Annotated in this window: 17 protein-coding genes; 9 read left to right on the top strand and 8 right to left on the bottom strand. The window is 46.5% G+C overall.

Annotation, left to right across the window (positions count from 1 at the left end; genetic code table 11):
- Positions 1-247: 247 nt before the first annotated feature.
- The 4 genes from K1X61_11280 (at position 248) to K1X61_11295 (ending at position 9587) form a co-directional block, all read left to right on the top strand.
- A complete protein-coding gene (locus K1X61_11280; protein ID MBX7109220.1) occupies positions 248-3517 on the top strand; it encodes a SusC/RagA family TonB-linked outer membrane protein in 3270 nt (1089 codons plus the stop codon).
- 8 nt (positions 3518-3525) lie between these two features.
- Positions 3526-5193, top strand: coding sequence for a SusD/RagB family nutrient-binding outer membrane lipoprotein (locus K1X61_11285; GenBank protein MBX7109221.1), 1668 nt, complete (start codon positions 3526-3528; stop codon positions 5191-5193).
- 526 nt (positions 5194-5719) lie between these two features.
- Positions 5720-6808: a cyanophycinase gene (locus tag K1X61_11290; GenBank protein ID MBX7109222.1), complete on the top strand. Its 1089-nt coding sequence runs from the start codon at positions 5720-5722 to the stop codon at positions 6806-6808.
- Between the two features lie 274 nt (positions 6809-7082).
- Complete coding sequence (locus K1X61_11295; protein MBX7109223.1) at positions 7083-9587, top strand: T9SS type A sorting domain-containing protein; 2505 nt, start codon at positions 7083-7085, stop codon at positions 9585-9587.
- 280 nt (positions 9588-9867) lie between these two features.
- On the opposite strand, the gene K1X61_11300 is transcribed toward K1X61_11295, so the two are convergent.
- Positions 9868-11967: a DUF4331 family protein gene (locus tag K1X61_11300; GenBank protein MBX7109224.1), complete on the bottom strand. Its 2100-nt coding sequence runs from the start codon at positions 11965-11967 to the stop codon at positions 9868-9870.
- A 33-nt stretch (positions 11968-12000) separates the two neighbouring features.
- Positions 12001-13734 (bottom strand): DUF4331 domain-containing protein, encoded by a 1734-nt coding sequence (locus K1X61_11305; GenBank protein MBX7109225.1) that lies wholly within the window; start codon positions 13732-13734, stop codon positions 12001-12003.
- A gap of 216 nt (positions 13735-13950) precedes the next feature.
- Here K1X61_11305 and K1X61_11310 point away from each other — a divergent pair, with 216 nt between their 5' ends.
- Genes K1X61_11310 through K1X61_11330 form a run of 5 tightly spaced genes read left to right on the top strand, consistent with a single transcriptional unit; the run spans position 13951 to position 18227 of the window.
- The gene (locus tag K1X61_11310; protein MBX7109226.1) at positions 13951-14853 is read left to right on the top strand and encodes a hypothetical protein; all 903 of its coding nucleotides are present in this window, start codon (positions 13951-13953) and stop codon (positions 14851-14853) included.
- Positions 14854-14863: 10 nt separating this feature from the next.
- Positions 14864-15385 (top strand): hypothetical protein, encoded by a 522-nt coding sequence (locus tag K1X61_11315; GenBank protein MBX7109227.1) that lies wholly within the window; start codon positions 14864-14866, stop codon positions 15383-15385.
- Between the two features lie 18 nt (positions 15386-15403).
- On the top strand, positions 15404-16738 hold the full coding sequence (locus K1X61_11320) for a hypothetical protein (protein ID MBX7109228.1): 1335 nt from the start codon (positions 15404-15406) through the stop codon (positions 16736-16738).
- Between the two features lie 32 nt (positions 16739-16770).
- Entirely contained in the window at positions 16771-17760 is a 990-nt protein-coding gene (locus K1X61_11325; protein MBX7109229.1) for a hypothetical protein, read from the top strand.
- Positions 17761-17780: 20 nt separating this feature from the next.
- Entirely contained in the window at positions 17781-18227 is a 447-nt protein-coding gene (locus K1X61_11330) for a hypothetical protein (protein ID MBX7109230.1), read from the top strand.
- A 20-nt stretch (positions 18228-18247) separates the two neighbouring features.
- On the opposite strand, the gene K1X61_11335 is transcribed toward K1X61_11330, so the two are convergent.
- The 6 genes from K1X61_11335 to K1X61_11360 all read right to left on the bottom strand — a co-directional run bounded on the left by K1X61_11335 (position 18248) and on the right by K1X61_11360 (position 22804).
- On the bottom strand, positions 18248-18943 hold the full coding sequence (locus K1X61_11335) for an SDR family NAD(P)-dependent oxidoreductase (protein ID MBX7109231.1): 696 nt from the start codon (positions 18941-18943) through the stop codon (positions 18248-18250).
- 190 nt (positions 18944-19133) lie between these two features.
- A complete protein-coding gene (gene nuoK / locus K1X61_11340; GenBank protein ID MBX7109232.1) occupies positions 19134-19454 on the bottom strand; it encodes an NADH-quinone oxidoreductase subunit NuoK in 321 nt (106 codons plus the stop codon).
- Positions 19455-19512: 58 nt separating this feature from the next.
- On the bottom strand, positions 19513-20049 hold the full coding sequence (locus K1X61_11345; GenBank protein ID MBX7109233.1) for an NADH-quinone oxidoreductase subunit J: 537 nt from the start codon (positions 20047-20049) through the stop codon (positions 19513-19515).
- 55 nt (positions 20050-20104) lie between these two features.
- Positions 20105-20638 (bottom strand): NADH-quinone oxidoreductase subunit NuoI, encoded by a 534-nt coding sequence (nuoI, locus tag K1X61_11350; protein MBX7109234.1) that lies wholly within the window; start codon positions 20636-20638, stop codon positions 20105-20107.
- Positions 20639-20691: 53 nt separating this feature from the next.
- The gene (nuoH, locus tag K1X61_11355; protein MBX7109235.1) at positions 20692-21729 is read right to left on the bottom strand and encodes an NADH-quinone oxidoreductase subunit NuoH; all 1038 of its coding nucleotides are present in this window, start codon (positions 21727-21729) and stop codon (positions 20692-20694) included.
- A gap of 85 nt (positions 21730-21814) precedes the next feature.
- On the bottom strand, positions 21815-22804 hold the full coding sequence (locus K1X61_11360) for a (2Fe-2S)-binding protein (GenBank protein MBX7109236.1): 990 nt from the start codon (positions 22802-22804) through the stop codon (positions 21815-21817).
- Between the last annotated feature and the right edge of the window lie 48 nt (positions 22805-22852).

Genomic DNA, 22852 nt, shown 5'->3' on the forward strand with positions numbered 1-22852 from the left:
GAAAGTTTTTTTGCCGACAGGCAAAGGGAGATACGAAATCCGGATGCACTGCGATTTAAAAAACTGAAAAATATTTTACGGGGATGAAAAGTCAACTATTTTCGGCCTTAACCTGATTTTTCTTCTTTGTTTTCTTTAAAAAACAATAATGAAAGGAACACCAGGTCCCTTTACCCTGATATTTTGAGATAACTTACAATTATTCTACCTTGAACCAGCCTCAAAAAAGTAAAGTAACCTTCGCGTGATGGGAAAAATTCTACCACTAATTGCCCTCTTGCTGCTGTTTGGTGCCGGTTACGCCTTTTCACAGGTATCAGACATTACCGGCACTGTTACTTCTGCAGAAAACGGACAACCACTTTCTTTCGTCACCATAGTAGTAAAGGGCACCACCAATGCAGTGAACTCCGACGCTGATGGTAAATACACGCTCCGCCGGGTTATGGCAGGCGATACCATCCTTTTCAGTTTTGTCGGATATGCGACACGGGAAATAATTGCGGGAACACAAAATGTTGTAAATGTCACCCTGCAACCCAATTCAGAACTTGATGAAGTGGTGGTAACAGCGCTTGCACTGAACCGGCAAAAACGCGAGCTCGGCTACTCCACTGAAAAAGTCAGCGGCGACGAAATCAGGCAATCCAATTCGCCAAACGTCCTCAACGCGCTCACCGGCAAAGCCGCAGGCGTTCAGATAGCTAACCCCGACGGTGTGGACGGCGGAACCACACGCATCACCATCCGCGGCAACAACAGTATCGGTGGCAATAATCAGCCATTGATCGTGGTAGATGGTATTCCCATCAGCAACGATCCCGGAATGGTGGATGTAGGAAGGGGCCGTGACTGGGGTTCCGCCATCAACAACATCAATATGGAAGATGTGGAAGACATACAAATACTGAAAGGCGGTGCGGCTTCAGCATTGTATGGCTCAAGGGGAGCCAATGGCGTGGTGCTGATCACCACTAAAAAAGGCAGGCAGCAAAAAGGACTTGGTATTTCTTATAACCTTTCCTATAAAATTTCGGATCCATACCGCTACCGCGACGTGCAAAATACTTATGGTGGAGGCGCGCCTTCCACGCTGTACACTGCACCTGATTTCACCTATAGTTCCGATGGCACTCCAATGTTACCATCTTTATCAACCGATGCGGAATTCGGTTATCCCGGATCAGCTGTTTCCTGGGGACCCGCTTATAACGGCCAGATGATACTATGGTGGGACAGTGTGATGCGCCCATGGTCACCACAGCCGGAAAACCTGCAGATTCCCTTCCGAACCGGCCATACGGCAACACACAATCTGTCAGTAGAAGGTGCAGGCGAAGCTGGCTCACTCCGGGTTTCACTTACCCGCACCGATAATAGCCCAATAGTTTACAACAGCAATTACAACCAAACCACCCTGAGCACCAATTCCAACCTGAAGGTTTCTGACCGTATCAGCCTGGGTTTATCGGCAGCTTATACTGATTATCACCGGCTGAACAGCCCTATGCTGGGTGAAGATCCCAGTTCATTCAGCAAAGGACTATTGTATTCATGGCCTCGAAGTTACCTGGGTGAAGACCTCAGCCATTACACACTGCCCGACGGAACACGCGATCCGCTCGAAGGGTATCCGTATTTGTATATCGATCAGTACCTCTGGTGGAATTATTATAATAACAATACAACGCTTGACCGGATTAAGCTGACCGGCGGCCTCACCCTTAACTATGCCATTACTGATTGGCTCTCTTTTACCGGCCGCACTGGTATTGATTATACGGGTGATGAGTTTGAACAGAAAAATAAACCTGCCGATCTGATTGGTCTCTTAGGCGGATATTATGCCGTAACACAGCAACGCGACCGGAGTTATAACAATGAGTTTCTGCTGACGGCAACAAGGAATAAGATCTTCAACTCCGGTATTAATGCCTCCGTCAATTTCGGCGGCTCCAGCTGGGACCGGAATATGCGTAACCAAAGTGCGCATTCAGGAACATGGTATTTCCCCAACTGGTATAGCCTCTCCAATTATACGCCAACTGTATACGGACAGGATGCTGACGGCAACACCATCGTCATCAGCAAAGGAGATGATCCGGCATCGCTCATTCCTCAGGCAACCTTTTACAGGAAACGAATCAACTCACTCTATGCATTTCTGAATCTATCCTACAAAAATTTCCTTTTTGCAGAACTCACGGGCCGCAATGATTGGTCGTCCACGCTGCCGGAAAATGCCAACTCATATTTTTATCCGGGCATCTCCGTCAGTTTTATAGCATCCGATGCATTCAACTTTAGGAATGACTGGCTCAGCTTCTTTAAGATAAGGATGGGTGCCGCACAAACTGCTACCGATACCGATCCCTACCTCACTGAATTTTATTACACCACCGGTTTGTGGGGCGGAGATCAGTACTCCTTGTATCCGGGAACCATTCCTCCTGTAGCGCTAAAACCACAAAGGGTGAATTCTTATGAAGCCGGCACCAGCCTCGGCTTCAACAACGATCGTATCACGCTGGACTTTACCTATTACTACAAATACTGCTTCGATCAGATCATCTCCCTTCCGTTGCCCGCTTCCTCCGGTGCACCGCTGGTATCTATTAACGAAGGCGTACTCAGTAACCGGGGATGGGAAGTCACGCTTAGCGCTACGGTGTTGCAGCAAAATCATGTAGCCGTGAAAACAGGATTGAATATTTCCAGAAACAGGAATAAAGTAGTCAGCCTCGGTGATTTTGCCGACACATACATTCTTGCCGACATCTGGGGTGAAAACGGTCCACAGATGGCATTGCATGCAGGAGATGATTTTGGAACCATCCTCGGATGGGACTACGTGTATAAAAATGGTCAGCCTGTAGTGAGTGATGATGGAAAAAAATATGAGATCACCGATACGCGTGTTCCTATCGGGAATGCTGCACCGGACTTTCTTGCGGGTTGGACCACCGAATTCCGGTATAAGAATTTCACTTTGCGCACACTGATAGATACCAAGTGGGGCGGAGATATCTACTGCGGTTCCTATGTCATCGGTTTGCAGACGGGGCAAAGTCCTGCAACACTCACTGAGCGCGACGGAGATGCACTTCCGTTTACAGATACCGAAGGCAATGAAAGCAATTCGGGTGTAATCCTTCCGGGTGTGCATGAAGACGGCACACCCAATGAAACGGTGGTTCATTATTACTACAAATACATGCCGAATGCCGGCGGATGGGGACATTTCCTGTCAACGCCGGGCATTGTGGAAGATACGTGGGTCAAGTTTCGCGAAGTGAGCTTATCGTACAGCCTTCCTGCCAGCGCTGTCAAAAAGCTGAAAATCTTCCGTGAGTTGTCTGTTTCGGTGACAGGGCGCGACCTGTTTTATATTTACAATACACTACCCGACCATATCAATCCCGAAGGCATCATGGGTGCAGGTGATGCACAGGGATTTGAATGGGCTTCATTGCCCGGTGTGCGGTCGTTTTCATTTTCACTCAACGCTGGGTTTTAAACAGAAAGATGCAGACACCTGTTCACATTCGTAAAAACCGCTTGCAATATGCATTTGTCATGTTGCATAAGCATTTTATTTACCTTATGCTGATAGCGGTGGTCTTCAGCTCTTCCTGCAGAAAAGATTTTGATGAGATCAATAAAAATCCCAATGGCTTTAACACGGCAAGCGATGGCGCACTGTTCAACGCAGTCATCAGCTCACTTCAGTCGGGATGGAATGAGCAGCTGTATGTAAACATTTCCGTATTGTATAAAGAGACGCAGCTGGTGGCGCTGCCTCAGGTGCGGTGGAATAATTACACGCTTGGAACGGAAGAAATATGGGACAACTATTACACCATGCTGCCGAATCTGCGTGAGCTTGAAAAACGGTTTCAATCGCTCGATACTGCTGCGGCTGAAGTGAAAAATATGATGGCGATGGAAAAGATCATCCTCGCTTATAAAACCTTCAAGGTCACCGACCTCTTCGGCGACATTCCTTTTTCTGATGCCGGTTTTGGTTTCCAGGATGTAACAAGGCTGCATCCGAAGTTTGATACGCAGGAATCCATTTATAAAAACTTGCTGAAAGAATTGGAATGGGCAGCAAATCATATTGATCCCGCTGCCACTGCAAAAGAACCGATACTAACTTTTAAAAACTTCGACAACTTGTTTTTCGGCGACCTTGGCAAATGGCAAAAGTTTGCCAACTCGCTGCGGCTGCGTTATGCGATGCGCATGGTAAATAAAGAACCGGTATTGGCGGGAACTATCATCAAAGATATTTTTGATAATCAGCGGCCTGTATTCGGACTGAATGAATTCGGACAACTGAACAATGATGCCGGTGAATGTGCAGCATTATATCCTTACCGGCTGGGCTATCGCAATGAAAGCAAGGGATGGTCCTTCAACCAATCGAAAGATGTGCGGATGGGAACAACGATGTGGCATCAGTTATCCAGCCACGACAGCACCGATGGCAGTGGCATCTTCGATCCACGGGCCTATTATTTTTTTGAGACTAATAACAACAATGGCTGGATGGCATTTCCCAACGACCCGCCGGCTGCAACGCCGGATGGCGGCATTCCTTATGAATATCATCGCGACATCAACTACACCATCAAAGGTTCCGACTGCCTTTATTCACCGGTCAATTATTATCTCTGCCGTGATATGGATTATCAGCCTGACATATTGATAACCGGAGCAGAAGTAATCTTCATCCGTGCTGAAGCCTTCCTTCTGGGTATTGGCGTGGCAAAGGATCAGGGCATGGCGGGTTCGGCTTTCCTTGATGGCATACAGTTCTCGCTCAATTTCTGGCAGACGGTGATGAACAATTCGCACCTGCCACCGGGCACGCTGTTTTCCGCTAACATCACAGTGCCTGCTAATCTTGATTTCATATCCGTACAAAATAATGTTGACTTCTTCACCGGCAGCGAAGAAGTGCAGCTGAGGGAAATATATGCGCAAAGCTGGATTGATTTCTTCCGCCAGCCGCAGGAAGCATTTGCCTTGGCAAGAAGAACGGGACTGACACCGTATGAAGGATCGGCCAGTGATGTTTACCGCTTCCCGATTCCACCTTCCGAAGTAGCCTACAACCAGGATAACTGGATGAACGCCATTGGCGCGTCAGGCGATGACCAGGATGCAAAGGTCTGGTGGATGAAATAAAGAATGTACCGGCTGCTATTTCTTTGCTGTCTTATACGGTCAAATTATTTTTAAGTCATGTATCATTAGGGTGTCTTGTAAATTGAATTCTCAATTTTGATTATTGAGCAAGTTGATACCCATCAGTGAACCTTTTCATTCTTGTATCACATCACCTCCAAGCCACTCCGTTTTTTGCCGTTGAATAAATTCAATGGCAAGGGATAACGGTATAGCTAATCGGAACATCGTTTCTTGAATGATCTTCAATCATCCGGGAATCAAGTTGATCGAATTGAATATTGAATATTGAGTGATCAATTTCCACCATTGACAAATTCAAAAGAAGCAGCGCATCACCGCCAGGCCACTCCGTTATCCTTTGCCGCCCGTTCTAACCGGCGGCAAAAAATTTGATCATGAATGATTAACAGCGGCTAATCACCGAACCAGAACCCTAATCTTCTATCTCCCGATATTTTTTTTCATAATCCGATATTGAATAACTTTGGCCACTTCGTGAATCAACAAAAACTATAACAGCACCATGATGAAGTCAATTAAGAAAACCAGTTTACAAGGCACTTTCACAACACACAGCAAATCTTTCCTGCTCCTGTTCCTGCTTGCTTTCATGTTCAGTTGTAATAAAGCTGAGCAGCCGCTGCCGGCAGCTGGCAATTCAATCACAGAGGAAAAAGATGGTGACCAGACTTCACTGATCGGAGATAATGGCGATGTGCAGACAGTCACCGAATCAGGCTTTGTGCTGATGGGCGGAGGAACCGATGTGGATGAGGCATTTAAATGGATGATCGACCGCTGTGGCGGAGGCGACTTTGTGGTGATACGTGCCACAGGCACGAATGCATACGACAGCTACATTTACGGGCTTGGCAATGTGAACTCCGTTGAGACCATCATCATCAATTCCGTAAACAAAGCCAACAAGGCCAATATTGAAAAGAAAATCAAAAATGCGGAGGCACTTTTTATTGCCGGCGGTGATCAGTGGGATTATGTGAAGTATTGGAAAAATACAAAGGTGGAAGATGCTATCAACTACCTGATCAATACGAAGCATGTGCCGGTTGGAGGAACGAGCGCAGGTTGTGCCATACTGGGCAATGTTTATTTCTCCGCGCAATACGGCACGGTTACTTCTTCACAGGCACTGAACAATCCCTATAATCAGAAAGTCGCACTGGGAAAAGATGACTTCATCAGTATTCCCATCCTATCACAAACTATCACTGATACTCATTTTGATAACCCTGATCGCCGCGGTAGAACAACAACATTTCTTGCGCGCATGATGCAGGACTGGAACATGAATGCCAAAGCCATTGCCTGCGAAGAGAAAACCGCTGTTTGTATTGATGCCAATAATATAGCCACCGTGTTTGGTTATAACAATGGAACTGCCTTCTTCATGCAGCCCTCAGACCTTGGACCTGAAATATGTATTCCCAATACCAAATTAACCTGGAACAGGAACAACCAGGCCGTTAAAGTTTATAAAATTGAAAATGAGGTGAATGGCAACGGATCATTCGATCTGAGCGACTGGTCAACCGCTTCCGGTGGTACCTGGACCTATTTCTGGGTGGATAATGGTGTGTTTCACGAAAACTGAAACAGAGTATCCGAATCTTAACATTAAGTATTGGTTGTCACATTCACATAATAGACTGGTCATTATCGGCTATCGGCTATCTACTATTGAATATTGAATATTGAATATTGAATATTGAATATTGAATATTGAATATTGACCATTGACCATTGACTATCGAACTCCTTTTGCCGCGACAGATCACCAAACTCAATTCACTGCCCCGGCTTTCACAGATTCGGGATTTTCATGCTACATTTACTTTCATTCGCTAACAGAAAGCATAAGCCATCCTATGAAAAAAAGTTACACTGCGTTTCTTTCCCTCGTCTTCATCTCTTTTTTCCTTTTGCCATTCAAGCTGCAGGCACAATCCAATCAATACCTCGATTTCGATGGTGTGGATGATTACGTGAGCGTGACGAATGGTTCAACTGCAATCGCCGGTTCTTCAGGTATCACTATGACAGGCTGGTTTTATGATAATGCCCTCGGCTATGGTCAGGGTATGATGGGCTTCCGTGCCACTTCCTGCGGATTTTATATGATTCAGCTGAATAATGGCTCCATCGAATGCCGGTTTATCAATTCATCGAACACATTATACGAGTATGTTGCGCCCAACTTTACCACCGTTCCGCAGGTATGGCAGCATTTTGCCTGGGTTTACAACGGCTCACAACTGACACTGTATGTGAATGGCAATCCTTCCGGAAGCAGCGCTGCATCAGGAAGCATTACCAACACCACTACACCCTTCGCTATCGGTAAAAGTATTCTGAGCGGTTTCAACTTCAATTATAACGGGCACATTGATGAAGTGTCAGTCTGGAACAAGGCGCTCTCACAGTCGGAGATACAGGATTTGATGACTAATGAACTCACCGGCACTGAACCAAACCTGCAGATGTATTATAAATTCAACCAGGGAGTACCCGGCGCCGACAATACGGGCATCAGCGAGTTGCTCACCGAAGTGAATTCGCCAACGTATGACGGCGACCTGCTGAACTTTGCACTCACCGGCGCCACATCAAATTTCAATGGCACACTCAATCCTTCTTTTCAGTCTATCTCCTTCCCTCCCATTGGCACCAAACTCACAACAGATCCTCCATTCGAACTGAATGCCACCGTTACGTCCGGCTTACCCATCAGTTACTCAGTTATCTCAGGGCCGGCAACGATAAACGGAAATGTAGTGACACTGACAAGCACTCCGGGCACCGTTGTAGTGCAGGCCGATCAACCCGGCAATGGAACGTATGATCCTGCAGCGCCGGTGACCAATGCATTCGCCGTCGTGGATCCTGCATTAAACGTTCCCGTTGTGGATGCACTCAACCCGGTTGCCGCTTCCAGCATCTATATGCCGCAGCTGGCTGCCATGCAACTCGCTGCCATGGTAACGATACCTGATACACCACTCTTTTCGGTGCAGAGCGTGCAGTTTATTATCAACGGACAATCTTTTCCCGCTGCCAGTCATCCGGGCAACCACTTCACCGCCTGGTGGACACCGCCGGCCTATGGAAACTACACCATTAAAATTGAAGCCACCAGTAACTTTGGTGCCGTCTATACGCAAAACGTGGATGCCACGGTAGTACAAGGCGTTGCAGATATCAATAATGTTGCTGCCTTTAACGGGCTGTGGCTTGATTCAGGCACACCTTCACTGATTGCGACCGGAAATCTTCCCTCCTATGTTGGCGCATTCGATACAATTATTGCAACGCTGTCCGTTACCTGTCCGACCGGTGGCTGTGATCCATGGGACCGTGTTGCCAGCGTAGACGTCATGAGTCATGAAGGCGAATGGTTCGAGATAATCCGTTACATCACGCCCTATGGCGTTCCCTGTTCACACAGCATTAATCTGGCTGATTATATGTCATTGCTGCAAGGCAAGGTTACGTTCAGGGCAAATTGCCTTACACTTACCAATGGATATCTGTATGAATTGAAATTTGATTTCAAAGAAGGTGCTCCTCCTCATAACTATAGCAAAGTAACGCAGGTGTGGAAAGAAATCTATCCGTTTGGTGATTATGCAAATCTTCAACCTGTTCCTGATTTCAATTTTACCTATCCTCCGCTTACCGTCGCGTCCACGCTCAAACTCGTAAGCACCGGCCATGGCTGGGGCACATTGAATACCGGCAATGCAGCTGAATTCTATAATGCCACGCATGATATCCAGGTGAATGGCAGCAATGCTTTCTCGCAGCATAACTGGACAACCTGCAATCCTAATCCCGATGATTGCTCGCCGCAAAACGGTACCTGGACTTACAGCCGCGCCGGATGGTGCCCGGGTTCCATCGCACGTTATTTTGATTTTGATATGACGCCTTATATCGCAACATCCAATGTAAGTCTTGGCTATAAATTTCTCTCAACGTATGTGGATCAATGCCATCCGGATAACCCGAATTGCGTGACAGGCACCACCTGCTCCAATTGCGATGATGGATTCAATCCCACACTGGATGTTAACTGTAACCTCATTACCTGGTTTGATGATCCTTCAGGGATAACAACTGCCGGTGAAATCAAAAATTTTGATTTCGCCTTGTATCCTAATCCGTCGAATGGCACATTCATTATCACCGGCGCTAATCATCCTGATAAAGATTTCAGGGTTTCTGTGTTCGATGTGATGGGTCATTTGGTGAAAGAGCTGAACTGGAACGGGCAGAAGACAATACTGGATCTTAATGGTTTTGCCAAAGGAATTTACGTGGTGCAGGTGAGAGATGAAAATCAAACACTGGTGAAGAAAATAGTGTTGCAATAGAAACCTGCTTTATGCAGGAAAAGTAAACCAGCATATCGTATTGAGAATGATCAATGGTTTTCTTCCACGTTGCAATCTGCTGATCAATTATAAATCAATTCCCTTGTCTGCTAATCTATATTGCCACGGCAGTTTTGCATCATCATCAAGGGGAATTTTTCCTTTGTAACGCATGCCTTAATCTTTGTCAGACATAAAGTATCCTGGTTAATGTTATGTAAAAAAAACCGGATGGCTGAAAATTCAGCTCATCCGGTTTTTTGCAAGATACCACGGTGAGTTACTTCACATGATTGATTTTCATGGTAGCATTAATGATTCCATTGTAAGCAACCGTGGCAATGTATACTCCGGTAGGCAGGCCGGAAGGAACATGCCAGCTTACTTCATAACTGCCTGTTTTCTTTGGTTGATCTTCAACCGTAGCAATGAATTTACCGGTGAGGTCAATGATGCGTATTGTTACGCGGGCATCAGTGGATAAACGGTATTTGAAGTTGGTTACTTCCGTAAACGGATTCGGATAATTTTGCACGGCCACCATTTCAGGCGCTCCGATATCCAAACCTCCTGTCCTCATACCGGTCAGGTAAACACCGGCAGGCCCACTGCATTTTCCATAACCACTCCATGGTACCTGCACATATGGGAATGCTGTGCGAAATGCCGTATCATTCTTCTCAACACCTGTAGTATAGGTGAGCACATCCAGCAAGTCAGTGGTAACAGGACTCTGCCCGGTGCCAATCGTATGATCATCGTACCAGAGTCCGATAGCCGCAAGTGCTACACCGCTTACTGCCTGTAACTCGATGCGTGTAACATCATCCTCCAGTCTCCTTCCATTCGGGAATCCGTCCATGTTGGGAATAAACTGAAGGGCCGTAGATGTATTGTATGCCGGATCAGTTAATCCAAGTACTGCCGCCTGAATCAAACCTTCTGAACTGAACTGAGGATCATCGCGCGGTGTGGGAGGAACCGCCATGTTCAGCCGCAACATATCACCAAACGTTGGCAGGAAATTATTCACAAATGGCTTGCCGGGCGCCAGTGGATTGCCGTCAGGTTTGCCGACTGCCAGCTGATACGGTGCCAGGTTCGGAACGCCGGTGTAGAAGATCGGTAACAAATCAACTGATCTTGGCTGACCTTTGCGAAGCAGATAACCGCCAAAAATATTCGGATCCAACGCTGTTCCCGTTGTGGCAGCATTGCCATACAGTACAAATAATCCGTCAGCACCATTGGTGAAGTCAACATTGCCTAATACCGTTTGCGAAGCTTTCTGAATGCGCAAAGGAGCCAGTCCGGGCACGGCACCGCCAAACAGATCATCATCCATGTACAGGCCCAATTCGGGATTGCAGAAGTATGACTCAAAGTCTGCATCGTCATAAGGTGAAGCAGCATTCCATTTATCCTTGTCACCGATCGGAATCACGGCTTCATTGGTCAAAGGCATGCCTAAACGCGATACCTGAACAAATGGCGCTTGTCCTGATATGGATACCGTGGACCCGTTGGACTTGAGTGTAGTGATCTTCTTACGGCTGGCTGAAGCCCATACGCCTATGACAAAATCACCGTCCAGTATATTCGCCGCCTGGCTCACATTTTTACCGTCCTTTTGTAGGGTGGAAATCGGAATCTTCATGGCAATAACATGCACATTATGGCAGGCAACCGCATCAACCGGTGCATTCACGCCGGTACCGCCTGCACGGGTCTGCCCGAGATCAAACACACCGCCAAGATCAACAAAGAACGGATCATCAGCCGGCCCGCAATAGATGATTTCACCACCCGAACCCGTAGCTGTTGTCACCGCTGAAGTGTATAATTGTTCGTACGTGCTTCCTAATCCCAGTGTTGGATCTTCTATAGAACGCGGCCCGATATTCGGCGGCGGCACTGTTCCATTGGCAACAATATTTTTTGAAATTCCATTTTCCGTTTTATAACAGGAATATGTTGTCTTCAGGTTCTGTGCTCCCAGGCGGATGTTGAAGAACGTGGAAGGATCTTCATTTACCTTGCGGAAACGAAACTGGTATCTGATGTCGTCGCCCGTAGTTGATGCATCATTCTTGATATGAATCTCGTAGGAGACATCAGTACCGAATGAATTGTAGTTTGGCCCTCCCTGCGGCAGCTCCAGCGGAACATAACCGGCAATGATAGTGATGTAATTCGGATCATCAGGGCTCCTGAATGCATACAGGTCGGTATTGTCGGCCAATGGATCATTGGCAATCATCGGCGCTTCGCGGTGGCTCGATGCTTCAAGATCTGTATGCCTGGAGGAGAAATACAGTAAAGCCCCGATGACACCGGTCACAAGCACCGCTTTAGCAGCAATTTTTATGATTGATTTCATGTCTGTTTATTTTGTGGTAGTTGACAAAAGTGATTAGTACGTGTAGTTGTAATGATAGTCGTATCCGTTCCACGGACTGGCCACGAAGGGGAATGATGTTTTGAATGGTGCGTCATTGGATTCCACACCGGTGGAATAGGTCAGCACATCCAACAGGTCTTGCGTTACAGGACTTTGGCCTGTTCCGATAGTATGATCATCATACCAGAGACCGATCGCTGCGAGTGCTACACCACCTACCGCCTGCAGTTCGATACGGGTAACATCATCTTCCAGCCTTCTTCCGTTAGGAAAGCCATCCATGTTAGGAATGAATTGCAGATCTGTTGTTCCATTGTATGCAGGATCTGTTAAACCCAAAACCGCCGCCTGTATCAGGCCTTCAGAACTGAATTTGGGATCATCACGTGGTGTGACCGGCACAGCCATGTTCAGGCGAAGCATATCACCGAATGTCGGCAGGAAATTGTTGACGAATGGTTTGCCAGGTGCCAGCGGATTGCCATCCGGCTTGCCTACTGCCAGCTGATAAGGAGCAAGGTTCGGAACACCGGTATAGAAGATAGGCAGAATGTCAACAGAACGTGGCTCGTTATCGCGCAAGAGGTATCCGCCAAAAATCGCAGGATCCAATGCTGTTCCTGTTGTGGCGGCATTTCCATACAATACATAAAGGCCGTCATTTCCGTTTCCGAAATTCACGTTGCCCAATACAGTTTGAGATGCCTTTTGAATGCGCAGTGGCGAGAATGCCGGCACAGCAGTTCCAAACAAAGCATCGTCCATATAAAGCGCCAGCTCAGGATTGGTAAAATACTGTTCGAACTGGGCATCATTGTAAGGCGTCGTCCAGTTCCATAGATCTTTTTTACCGATTGGTATTACTGCTTCATTGGTCAAAGGCATGCCAAGGCGCGAAACCTGCACATATTTTCCAGTGCTTACGGCACCGCCTTCGCCATCGAGTGTCTTCACCTTCTTACGGCTTGCAGAAGCCCATACACCGATGACATAATCACCGTCGAGAATATTGGCGGCCTGCTGCACGCTCTTACCGTCTTTTTGCAGTTTGTTTATAGGAATGCTCATGGCAATCACATGCACATTGCGGCCTGCTATACCGTCACGTGCCGCATCAGCTCCTGTTCCTCCGTTGCGCGTTTGTCCGAGATCAAAAATACCGCCGAGGTCAACAAAAAAAGGATCATCAGCAGGACCGCAGTAGATCTGCGAACCATCGTCGGCCGTTGTGATGGCATCACTAATCAGCTGATCATAATTTGTTCCTAAACCCACTACAGGATCTTCAATGGAGCGCGGACCGATGTTATTGGGCGGAACAGGTCCTTCAGCAATCTTTTGAAATGCACCACCTGCTGTGCTTTTCAGGCATTTATAAGTGGTCTTGATGTTTTGCTGCGCGAGCCGTATGTTAAAGAAGGTTGTTGGATCTTCATTAACCGCTTCGAACTTAAACCGGTAGGTGATATCATCACCCGTTGTAGCTGCATTGTTTTTAATGTGGATCTCATAATTGATATCCTGGCCAAAAGTGTTGTAGTTAGGACCACCCATGGGCAGCTCCAACGGTATGTAGTTGGCCATGATGATGATCCGGTTAGGATCTTCCGGAGAACGGAAGCAATAAAGATCCGTGTTGTCTGCCAGCGGATCATCTGAGATGAGCGGTGCTTCGCGATGGCTGGACGCTATCAGCTGATCGCGGTGACTGCCGGTGTAAAGGAGACAGCCGGTTACCAGTAACATAAGGCCTGCCTTTACCAGGGTGTTGAGCTTTTGTTTCATAAAGGATTTTTTATTTGGGTGAAGAAAATTGCGGTAATTACGAATCCGGCAACACCTTGGATTTTTATTTTAAAAAAAAATCATGTAATGCAACCAATGATGTATTGCAACAAGATCCCGGCAATGCCGTTTTGATATCATAAAACTGCGGTTCATCTATTATTTGTAAATTGACGCATGCGATTTCCCATCCTGCTGTTTTTTTCAATGCTCTTGTTGTCTGCCGCCTGGTTGAGCTGCACGAAAGAGTCAGCTGATGCACTTCACATCGATACAGTTATTACCGGAAATAATCCTCCACCATACAATGGTGTTTCTGAAGCACAGATCAACGGCTATATCAACAGGATGTATATTGATCTGATGGGAAGGGCGCCAACACAGCAGGAAATCATCAGCAACCGTCTTTACCTGATCAATAATAAACTGAGTGATGCTGCAAAGGATACGGTTATCCAACTGCTCATGAATACAAAAGACTATTACCGGGTGCTGTTCAGCATTGCCAGTGCAGATTTCATTAATGCAGCAGACAGTGCGGCGCTCGCGCAGGAAGTAAAGCTGATAACATTGATATATTACTACGATTCACTGGCCGGCAACGTGGATAATTTCATTTATTACCAGTACGAGCTGAACAGATTCTACGTGCTGCAAAATATAACTGATGCATTCATGATTGGCGAAGCAACGCTGAATGAATTTTACGCGGCATTCCTCAACAATTATTTTTATGACATGACCAACATGGGCTCGGAAAATTTTGTAAAAGGGGCTTTCAGCGATTTATACAGGCGATCACCAACTCAATCTGAACTGATCAATGGTACAACGATGGTAGATGGCAACCCGGCATTCCTTTTTCAGCAGGATGGTAACAGCAAAGGTGACTTCATTTACATCGCAACGGTTAACAATGAATTTTATGAAGGACTCGTAATCAAAGCATACAGTCAGCTGCTCTTGCGTGATGCTACCTCCCAGGAACTTTCGGAAGGTGCCGCTTTGCTGCAACTGAACAAGGATTATCCGGCGTTTCAAAAACAATTGATTAAAACGGCAGAGTATGCTGGATTTTAGGCAAATTCACATGGAGCACCGCATTCAATTCGCAGCATGGCTGTTATTGTTTTGCGGATGCATTTTATCCGGCAGTTGTAAAAAAGACATTTCCCAACAGGTGATTTATGACAATGTCATTTATGAAATAACACCGGTAAGTGTTTACGCGAACAATGCGGAAAAGACAAAGCAAAAAAGCGCTGAACACTTTATCTCCATTCTTTATTCCAATCTGACAGACAAATCCATTCCGGCAGATGATCTGGGAAATCTTGCAGAACTCGCTCTTTCCGTTGGCGATAAAGAACTCATGAACCGTGTATTGCTGGAGAATATGCTGGCTGATCCGCAGATCAGTATTCCTTCGAATGAAGAGATGCGCAGCAACATTACAGCCTTCGTGAACGGGACTTACCTGAAATTCTACCTCCGGAATCCAACCGCTTATGAAGCCTATTACTTCCAGGACCTGATCAATCATGACAGCACCATCACGAGTGAAATGGTTTATGCTGCTTTTGCTCAGTCAAATGAATATTTATTCTATTAATACGGTTCAAACTGATCTATGAAAAGAAGAGCATTTATCAGGAAAGCAGGTTTGGCAACAGCAGGCATGTTTGCAGCACCTTACCTGCTGCCGGAAGGCCGTTTATTCGCCGGCACCGGTGACCGTATTGTGAATCATGTAGTGGTGGTTTTATTTGCCGGCGGTGTCAGGCAACAGGAATCAATTGATCAGGCCTATCTGTCTGCACAGGGCTTATCTACTACTGGTAACCTGTTACGTAACATGCTCGTTGGCAATGAACCTTCTTCCAACCTCGTTTATATGCCATGGCAACCGGTGCTTACCACACCACTCGCCAAGCAAGGCACCTTATTTAAAGAAATGCGTTATGCATCGGGGCCGACCGGCCATTTCAACGGGCATACGGCAGCCATCACCGGCAATTATACCCAATCATCCCTTGACCTTAATCAAAATCCGGATTTTCCGACCGTGTTTGAGTATTACCGCAAGCATACCGATCCGGCGAGAAGCGCTGTCAATTGCTGGTGGATGAGTGAAGGGCTTGGCCCATATCCTGCTTTAAACTACAGCCGCAACGGAATGTATGGCGCAATGTATGGTGCAAATTATATCAGACCGGCAACCACCTTCGGCAGTTATGGTCTCGACTATTTAAATGATGCCATCACCTTTCAGCCGGATGATGTCACGAAGATCGAATCCATAAAAAGTTTCCTGGATAAAAACTTTGACCGAACCGCGGCTGATTATCCCGGCATCATTAATACGGCAGATGACCGCGAAAAAATCAAAGCCTTCATTTATGATACGCTGAACAAAACATCTGCCGGTCAAATTGAATGGCCCCTGCCACCCGGCATCAGTACCGCTGAATTAACCGGTGATCTGACTAACATCGCTTACGCATGGCAGGTACTGCAAAAATTTATGCCTGAACTGCTTGTCATCAACAGTTTCGATCTTGATGCCTGTCATTTCAATTTTACCAATTACCTCAGCTATATGCATAAAGCAGATTACGGTGTTGGCTGGCTTTGGAATAAAATTCAACAGGATCCTGTATTGAAGAATGATACCATCATGATCTGCATGCCGGATCATGGCCGAAATGAATTACCGAACAGTGTGTATGATGTAAATGGTTTGCGGGCTTTCGATCATACCAGTGATAACAATTCGCGAAGACTCTTCGGACTCATTGTGGGGCCTGCAGGTAAAGTGAAGCAGGACCAGGTGGTAGGCAATGATGCTGATCCTGTGGGCGAAACAATTGACCTCGTGCCAACCATTGCCCGTATTCTCGGCTTTCATGAATACATTCCTGCAGGATTGTTGCCCGGAAGAATTTTAGAAGAGGCATTTGTATAAACAGCTAAAGCGAACAGGTTATCATCATCATCATGCACCAAAGCCTTATTGAATCAAACAATTCAGCCCGCATCACGCTGAACAGGCGGTTTCTTTTGCCGTGTATGTTGGCTTGCCTGTTTTTTTCCTGCAACCGGAATCCCATTGCAGAACTGCCGGAACTTCCTTTCAATCCATTCGACACCATCACCTACGATCAGGACTTAGTACCCGTGGTGCCACCCGACTCATCTACATTCGCAGGTATTCATCAGTATATTCTTGCGGTGAAATGCGCAGTCAGCGGCTGTCATGACGGAACTTTTGAACCGGACTACCGCACCGTGCAAAGCGCTTACAATACGCTTGTGCTTGCGGCGGTGCTGAAAAACACTGCGGATTCCTTTTTCACGTACAGGGTGGTACCCAACGATACATCAGCTTCCTGGTTATGGTACCGTTTAACCACCAATGATGCCACATTAGGCAAGATGCCGCTCTATGATACTCTATATCCAACTCAAAGGGAGAAGATCAGCCAATGGATCATGCAAGGTGCGCCTGATCTCTTCGGCAATTCTCCATCCATTCCCAATTATCAGCCGGCATTGTACGGGCTCGTTGCTTACCTGCCCGATCAGGGTGATTACAGGGTGGATACTTTGCGCGGTGGTATTACCACCAACCCATTTATGGTAACACAAAATACAAACGTGAAAATCTGGATTGGCATTTACGATGATCTTACGCTGCCCTTCCAGTTTACTTTCAATATAGTTAAATTCTCAACCGATCCGTTTGACTGGAGTGAGGCGCTTGAAGTGCCATTACAATTGCAGTTTGCTCCGCATATTGAGCATCTGTTTGGCCAGGACCTTCCATTCTATCTCTCCTGTGTTGTGAATACCGCTTCATTTGAACATAATGACATCGTTTACATGCGAGCCTATGTTCAGGATCAGGACCACAGCTCGCCTACTGAAATTCCGGAAAACGGATCCCAGCTATACATTCAAACTTATTGTTCCTTTATCGTGCAATGAAAAATTCCGGCCAAAGTATTTTGAAGCAATTATTACTGCTCGCGATGCTGTGCTTTCTTCATTCGTGCAAGAAGGACGATTCTGCAAATCCTCCGGTAAGCATCGTTCCGGAAATCGCGCTATTCTCCGTTGCACCGTCTGTTGTGCACAATCTGCAGGATTCACTTTTATTTGTCGTAAGTTACATTGATGGAGATGGCGACCTTGGCGACTATGCCGCAGACTCCTTATCGCTATGGATAACAGATAACCGGTTTCCGCTGACGGAAAAATTTCACATTATTCCACTTGCTCCGCAAGGTTCCTCCCTTGTAATTGCCGGTGAATTAAAGGTGATACTGGAACATATTATCCTGAAAGATCAGACGGCAACTTCAGAAGAGGCAACTTTCACGGTGCAGCTGAAAGACAGGGCCGGGCATTGGAGTAACAGTGTGACATCACCGGTCATTATGATCGTGCAATAGTGCATGAATGATAACAGTCCTCATGCATTGCCATATACCTTTAGCACCGTTTCTCGCAGCGAGTCTCCTGTTGCTGAACAGACCATTTCCATCACGTCAGCAATCGCTTCTGGCTTTACCCAATCATCAAAATTTGCATTGGGCATGCTCTTCCTGTTTGATAGCGTATCAATAGTGCTGGGTACAATTACTGTTGCCGTAACATTTGTCCCCTTTGCATCGGCATTTAATAATTCAGCCAGCCTAATCACCATTGATTTGGAAAGTGCATACGCAATCGCAGACTTACCTGCTGCTGCATCGAGACCCGGCCGCGCTCCTACAAAAATGAGGCGACCATAACCCTGTTCTTTCATGTGCAAAAACATCGGGCGGGCAATATTATACGCCGTTTCAAAATTCAGGTTGTACATCTTTATCAACTCATCGCCGTTTGTTTTTGCCACGTCTCCGGCTGCAAATCCTCCGGCCAGCATCAATACGCCTTCCACCGATTGATATCTGGCAATAACAGAGGCCGCAAAATCAGCGGTGGCGCCTTCATGCAACAAATCCACCGCATTAACTTCCAGCCTTTCATTCTTCTCAAAAGCATCGAGCATGCTTTCGTGTAACACCGTTGCAACAACCTGATATCCGTTCTGTAAAAATTTCGACACCACTGCCGTTCCTAAATTGCCGTTGGCGCCCGTTATGATGACTGTTTTATTTTTCATGTTGAAGAGAAGTGAACAGTAAGAGATAGGTTGTGAATTACTATTTCAGTAAGACGATAAGCCTGGTAAAAGCAAAACAAACTGGCTAAAAATTATGCTGCTATCGTCATGCACTTGCTGCCGGGAACCTGTTGTCCTGTAAAATTGCCAGGGCCATGCTTACATCCCAGCGCTTTACATTTCCAATAATCTAACCTTTCATCCTGCTCATGTCATTAATATCCACCGAATGTGTATTCCTGTAAATCATGGTAATGATGGCTAGACCGACAGCCACTTCAGCAGCAGCCACTGCCATAATGAAGAATACAAAAATCTGTCCTGCGGGATCCTGGTGGTAGGCAGAAAAAGAAACCAGCAGCAGGTTAACGGCATTCAGCATCAGTTCAATACTCATAAAAATAATGATGGCATTGCTGCGTGTCAGTACGCCGGCAACGCCAATTACAAATAAGACAGCACTGAGGTAAACAAAATGTCCTATCGGAACAGTATGGAAAATTTGCGGCATCTTGGTTTCAGGTTGAAGGGTAACTGACGGATTAGCTGCGTTCGAAAATTTTGATTTATTATTTCACAGGTTCCAAACCAATTGTCTTTGGTGATGCATCCCTTTTGCCCAGCACTACAGCACCAATCATAGCAACCAGGAAAAGGATGGAGGCTATTTCAAAGGGTAACTGGTACCTGGAATAAAGGATGAGGCCAAGTGTCTTGATGCTGCCGGTTTTTATTGCGGCTGCCGACGTATCAGGGTTGGTCTGAAGGGCTGCATCTTTCAAAGCGGATACAAGCACCAGCAGCAGCAATCCCGCCGCAACAGCAGCACTTACCTTGAACATCAACGATCGCTTTTGCTCCGTCACACGGTCGAGATTCATCATCATCAGCACATACAGAAACAACACCATGATGGCCCCGGCATAAACAATCACATTTACCATACCGATGAAGGTTGCGTCGAGCATGAAAATATAATTGGCAGAAATGCAGAAAAAGGTAAGCACCAGGTACAGTACACTGTGAATCGGGTTCCTCGAAACGACTACCATCAGTGCAAAAAAGATGGTTACAAATGCGAGGAAGTAGAAAGCGGAAGTTAGCATGGGATCATTCTATTAAAAATTATTGATGAACATCACAACCTGATTCTTTCCGCAATTATGCATCTTTTAACGTGGTGATGGGAGGTATGATCTCATTGCGCTTGTAGCCTTCCACCAGCCTGTCCTTGGCATAAATAAAATCATTCCTGTTGAAACTCGCCGGCGCGAATGTAGTTTCCAGGAAGATCGCCTCCTTAGGGCAGGCATCTTCGCAAAATCCGCAGAAGATGCACCGCAACATATTGATCTCATACTTCACAGCATACTTTTCTTCACGGTAGAGATGTTCTTCTCCCGGCTTACGCTCTCCTGCTTCCATCGTAATCGCTTCTGCTGGGCAGGCCACTGCACATAACCCGCATGCGGTGCATCTTTCAGCACCGTTTTCATCACGGCGCAACACGTGCAGGCCGCGATAAACAGCCGGCACTGCCCGTTTCGTTTCAGGGTATTGTATTGTTGCCTTCCGTTTGAAAAAATGCCGCATGGTAATGGCCATACCCTGGAAGATGGCCGGCAGGTACATCCGTTCCACCAGCGTCATTTTTTTCTGCTCGAGTACTTTTCTTCTATTGGTAAGTGCTTGCATTGCTTCTTTTAATTACAACATGATCATCTTTAACATCTGCCTTGCCTCCCGGTTCAACTGCGGAATATCATCAGTCCTGCGGCCGTAGCCACTATATTAATTAATGCCAGCGGGATCAACCCTTTCCAGCCAAGGTTCATCAGCTGATCATAGCGAAAACGCGGTATCGTCCACCGTACCCACATAAAGAAAAAGATGAAGAAAAAGATTTTCAGGAAAAGGAAAACCAGTCCTGTCAGTGTCACCAGGTTCTGGGAGCCTGTTGCCTGCAAGAGTGCATCCATAAACGGGAAATTATATCCGCCGAAATACAAGGTAGCCATGATGGCACCGGAAATAAACATATTGATGTATTCGGAAAACAGGTAGAATCCGAGTTTCATGGAACTGTACTCAGTGTGATATCCTCCTACCAATTCGGTTTCGCACTCTGGTAAATCAAATGGTGTGCGGTTGGTTTCAGCAAAAGCGCACACTAGGAAAAGCAGGAATCCCAAAGGCTGGTAAAAGATGTTCCAGTGCATGCCATGTTGTTGGCTAACAATTTCATGCAGGCTCATGGTACCGGTCACCAGCAATAATGCCACGATGGCAAGTCCCATGCTGAGCTCATAGCTGATGATTTGCGAGGAGGCACGAATAGCGCCCATCAGTGAAAACTTGTTGTTGGAGGCCCAGCCGCCAATCATGATACCATAAACTCCTACCGATACAACTGCAAATACATATAAAATACCTATGTCGAGATCAACAATCTGTAACGAAACGGTGGTGCCAAAAACAGTCAGCGTATCGCCCCAGGGAACAACGATGCCTGTCATCAGTGCACAGGTGATGGCAATGGATGGACCAAGGACAAAAAGAAATTTATTCGAGGCAACGGGAATTACTTCTTCTTTCATGAAGAATTTTAATCCGTCGGCCAATGGCTGAAATATGCCACCAGGTCCGGCACGGTTGGGCCCAATCCTGTCCTGCATAAAAGCAGCCACCTTGCGTTCGGCAAAAGTTGAGTAAAGGGCAACCAGCATCGTCACGGCAAATAAGGCAACGATTAATATCAATGTAGGAACTAATCCAAGCAATGTCATCCGATCTGATTAAGTTATAGACGATCTTTTAGTCCGTTAAAAATTCAGGAAGCCCGGCATTCTTCTGCAAATGCCACATTCGTGTTTAAGTCACCCCTTCAAACGCATCCCATTTCGTATTGTCCAGTTTGGAATAAAGCTGATCGGGAAGTTCCACAGTTTCTTTCGTGTATTTATTGGCTGTGATTACCGACCATTTCTCCACTGTGCGCGGTCCTTCCACCACCCAGTCTTTAGTTTCAAAATGTTCCCAACGACACTCATTGCAGATAAAATCCTTCACCTCATCATACTGATCTTTACGTGCAGTTACCCGGTACACTTCTTCGCCACGAAGCCACAACACAACTTTTCCTGAACATTTAGTACAGTGACGGTGTGCATCCATCGGGTTCAGGAACCAGACGCGGTTTCTGAAACGGAAGTGACGGTCGGTGAGCGCCCCTACCGGGCAGACATCAATCATATTCCCTGAGAAATCATTCTCTACGGCTTTCTGAATATAGGTGGAAATTTCAGAGGCCTCTCCTCTCCAGAGTACACCATGCACCCGTTCGTCGGTCAGCTGATCCGCAACCTGTGTACAACGGTAACAGAGAATGCAGCGCGTCATGTGCAGTTTAATATGCGGACCGATGTCAATGGGATCAAACTCCCTTCGGTGAAATTCACTGCGTGTCTTTTGCAGTCCATGCTCAAAAGCGAAATTCTGCAGCTCACATTCTCCTGCCTGATCACAGATCGGGCAATCGAGCGGATGATTTACCAAAAGGAACTCCACGATACTACGCCTCGTTTCCAGCACTTCCGGTGATGTAGAATTGAGCACTACCATACCGTCTTGAACGGGTGTGCAACAGGAGGCAACAAGTTTGGGCATGGGCCGCGGATCTTTGGCCGAACCCTGTGCCACTTTCACCAGGCAGGCACGGCACTTGCCGCCACTTCCTTTTAATGAAGTATAGTAACACATGGCAGGCGGAACCACGTCGCCGCCAATCCTGCGTGCAGCATTCATAATGGTAGTTCCTTCTTCAACTTCCAGTGCTATGCCGTCAATGGTGACTTTGATCATATTGCTACTAACCGCTGTTTTGCCATCCGGTTATGATGTGGTAAATAA

The sequence above is a fragment of the Chitinophagales bacterium genome (genome assembly GCA_019694975.1).
In the GTDB taxonomy this organism is placed as follows: Bacteria; Bacteroidota; Bacteroidia; order Chitinophagales; family UBA10324; genus JACCZZ01.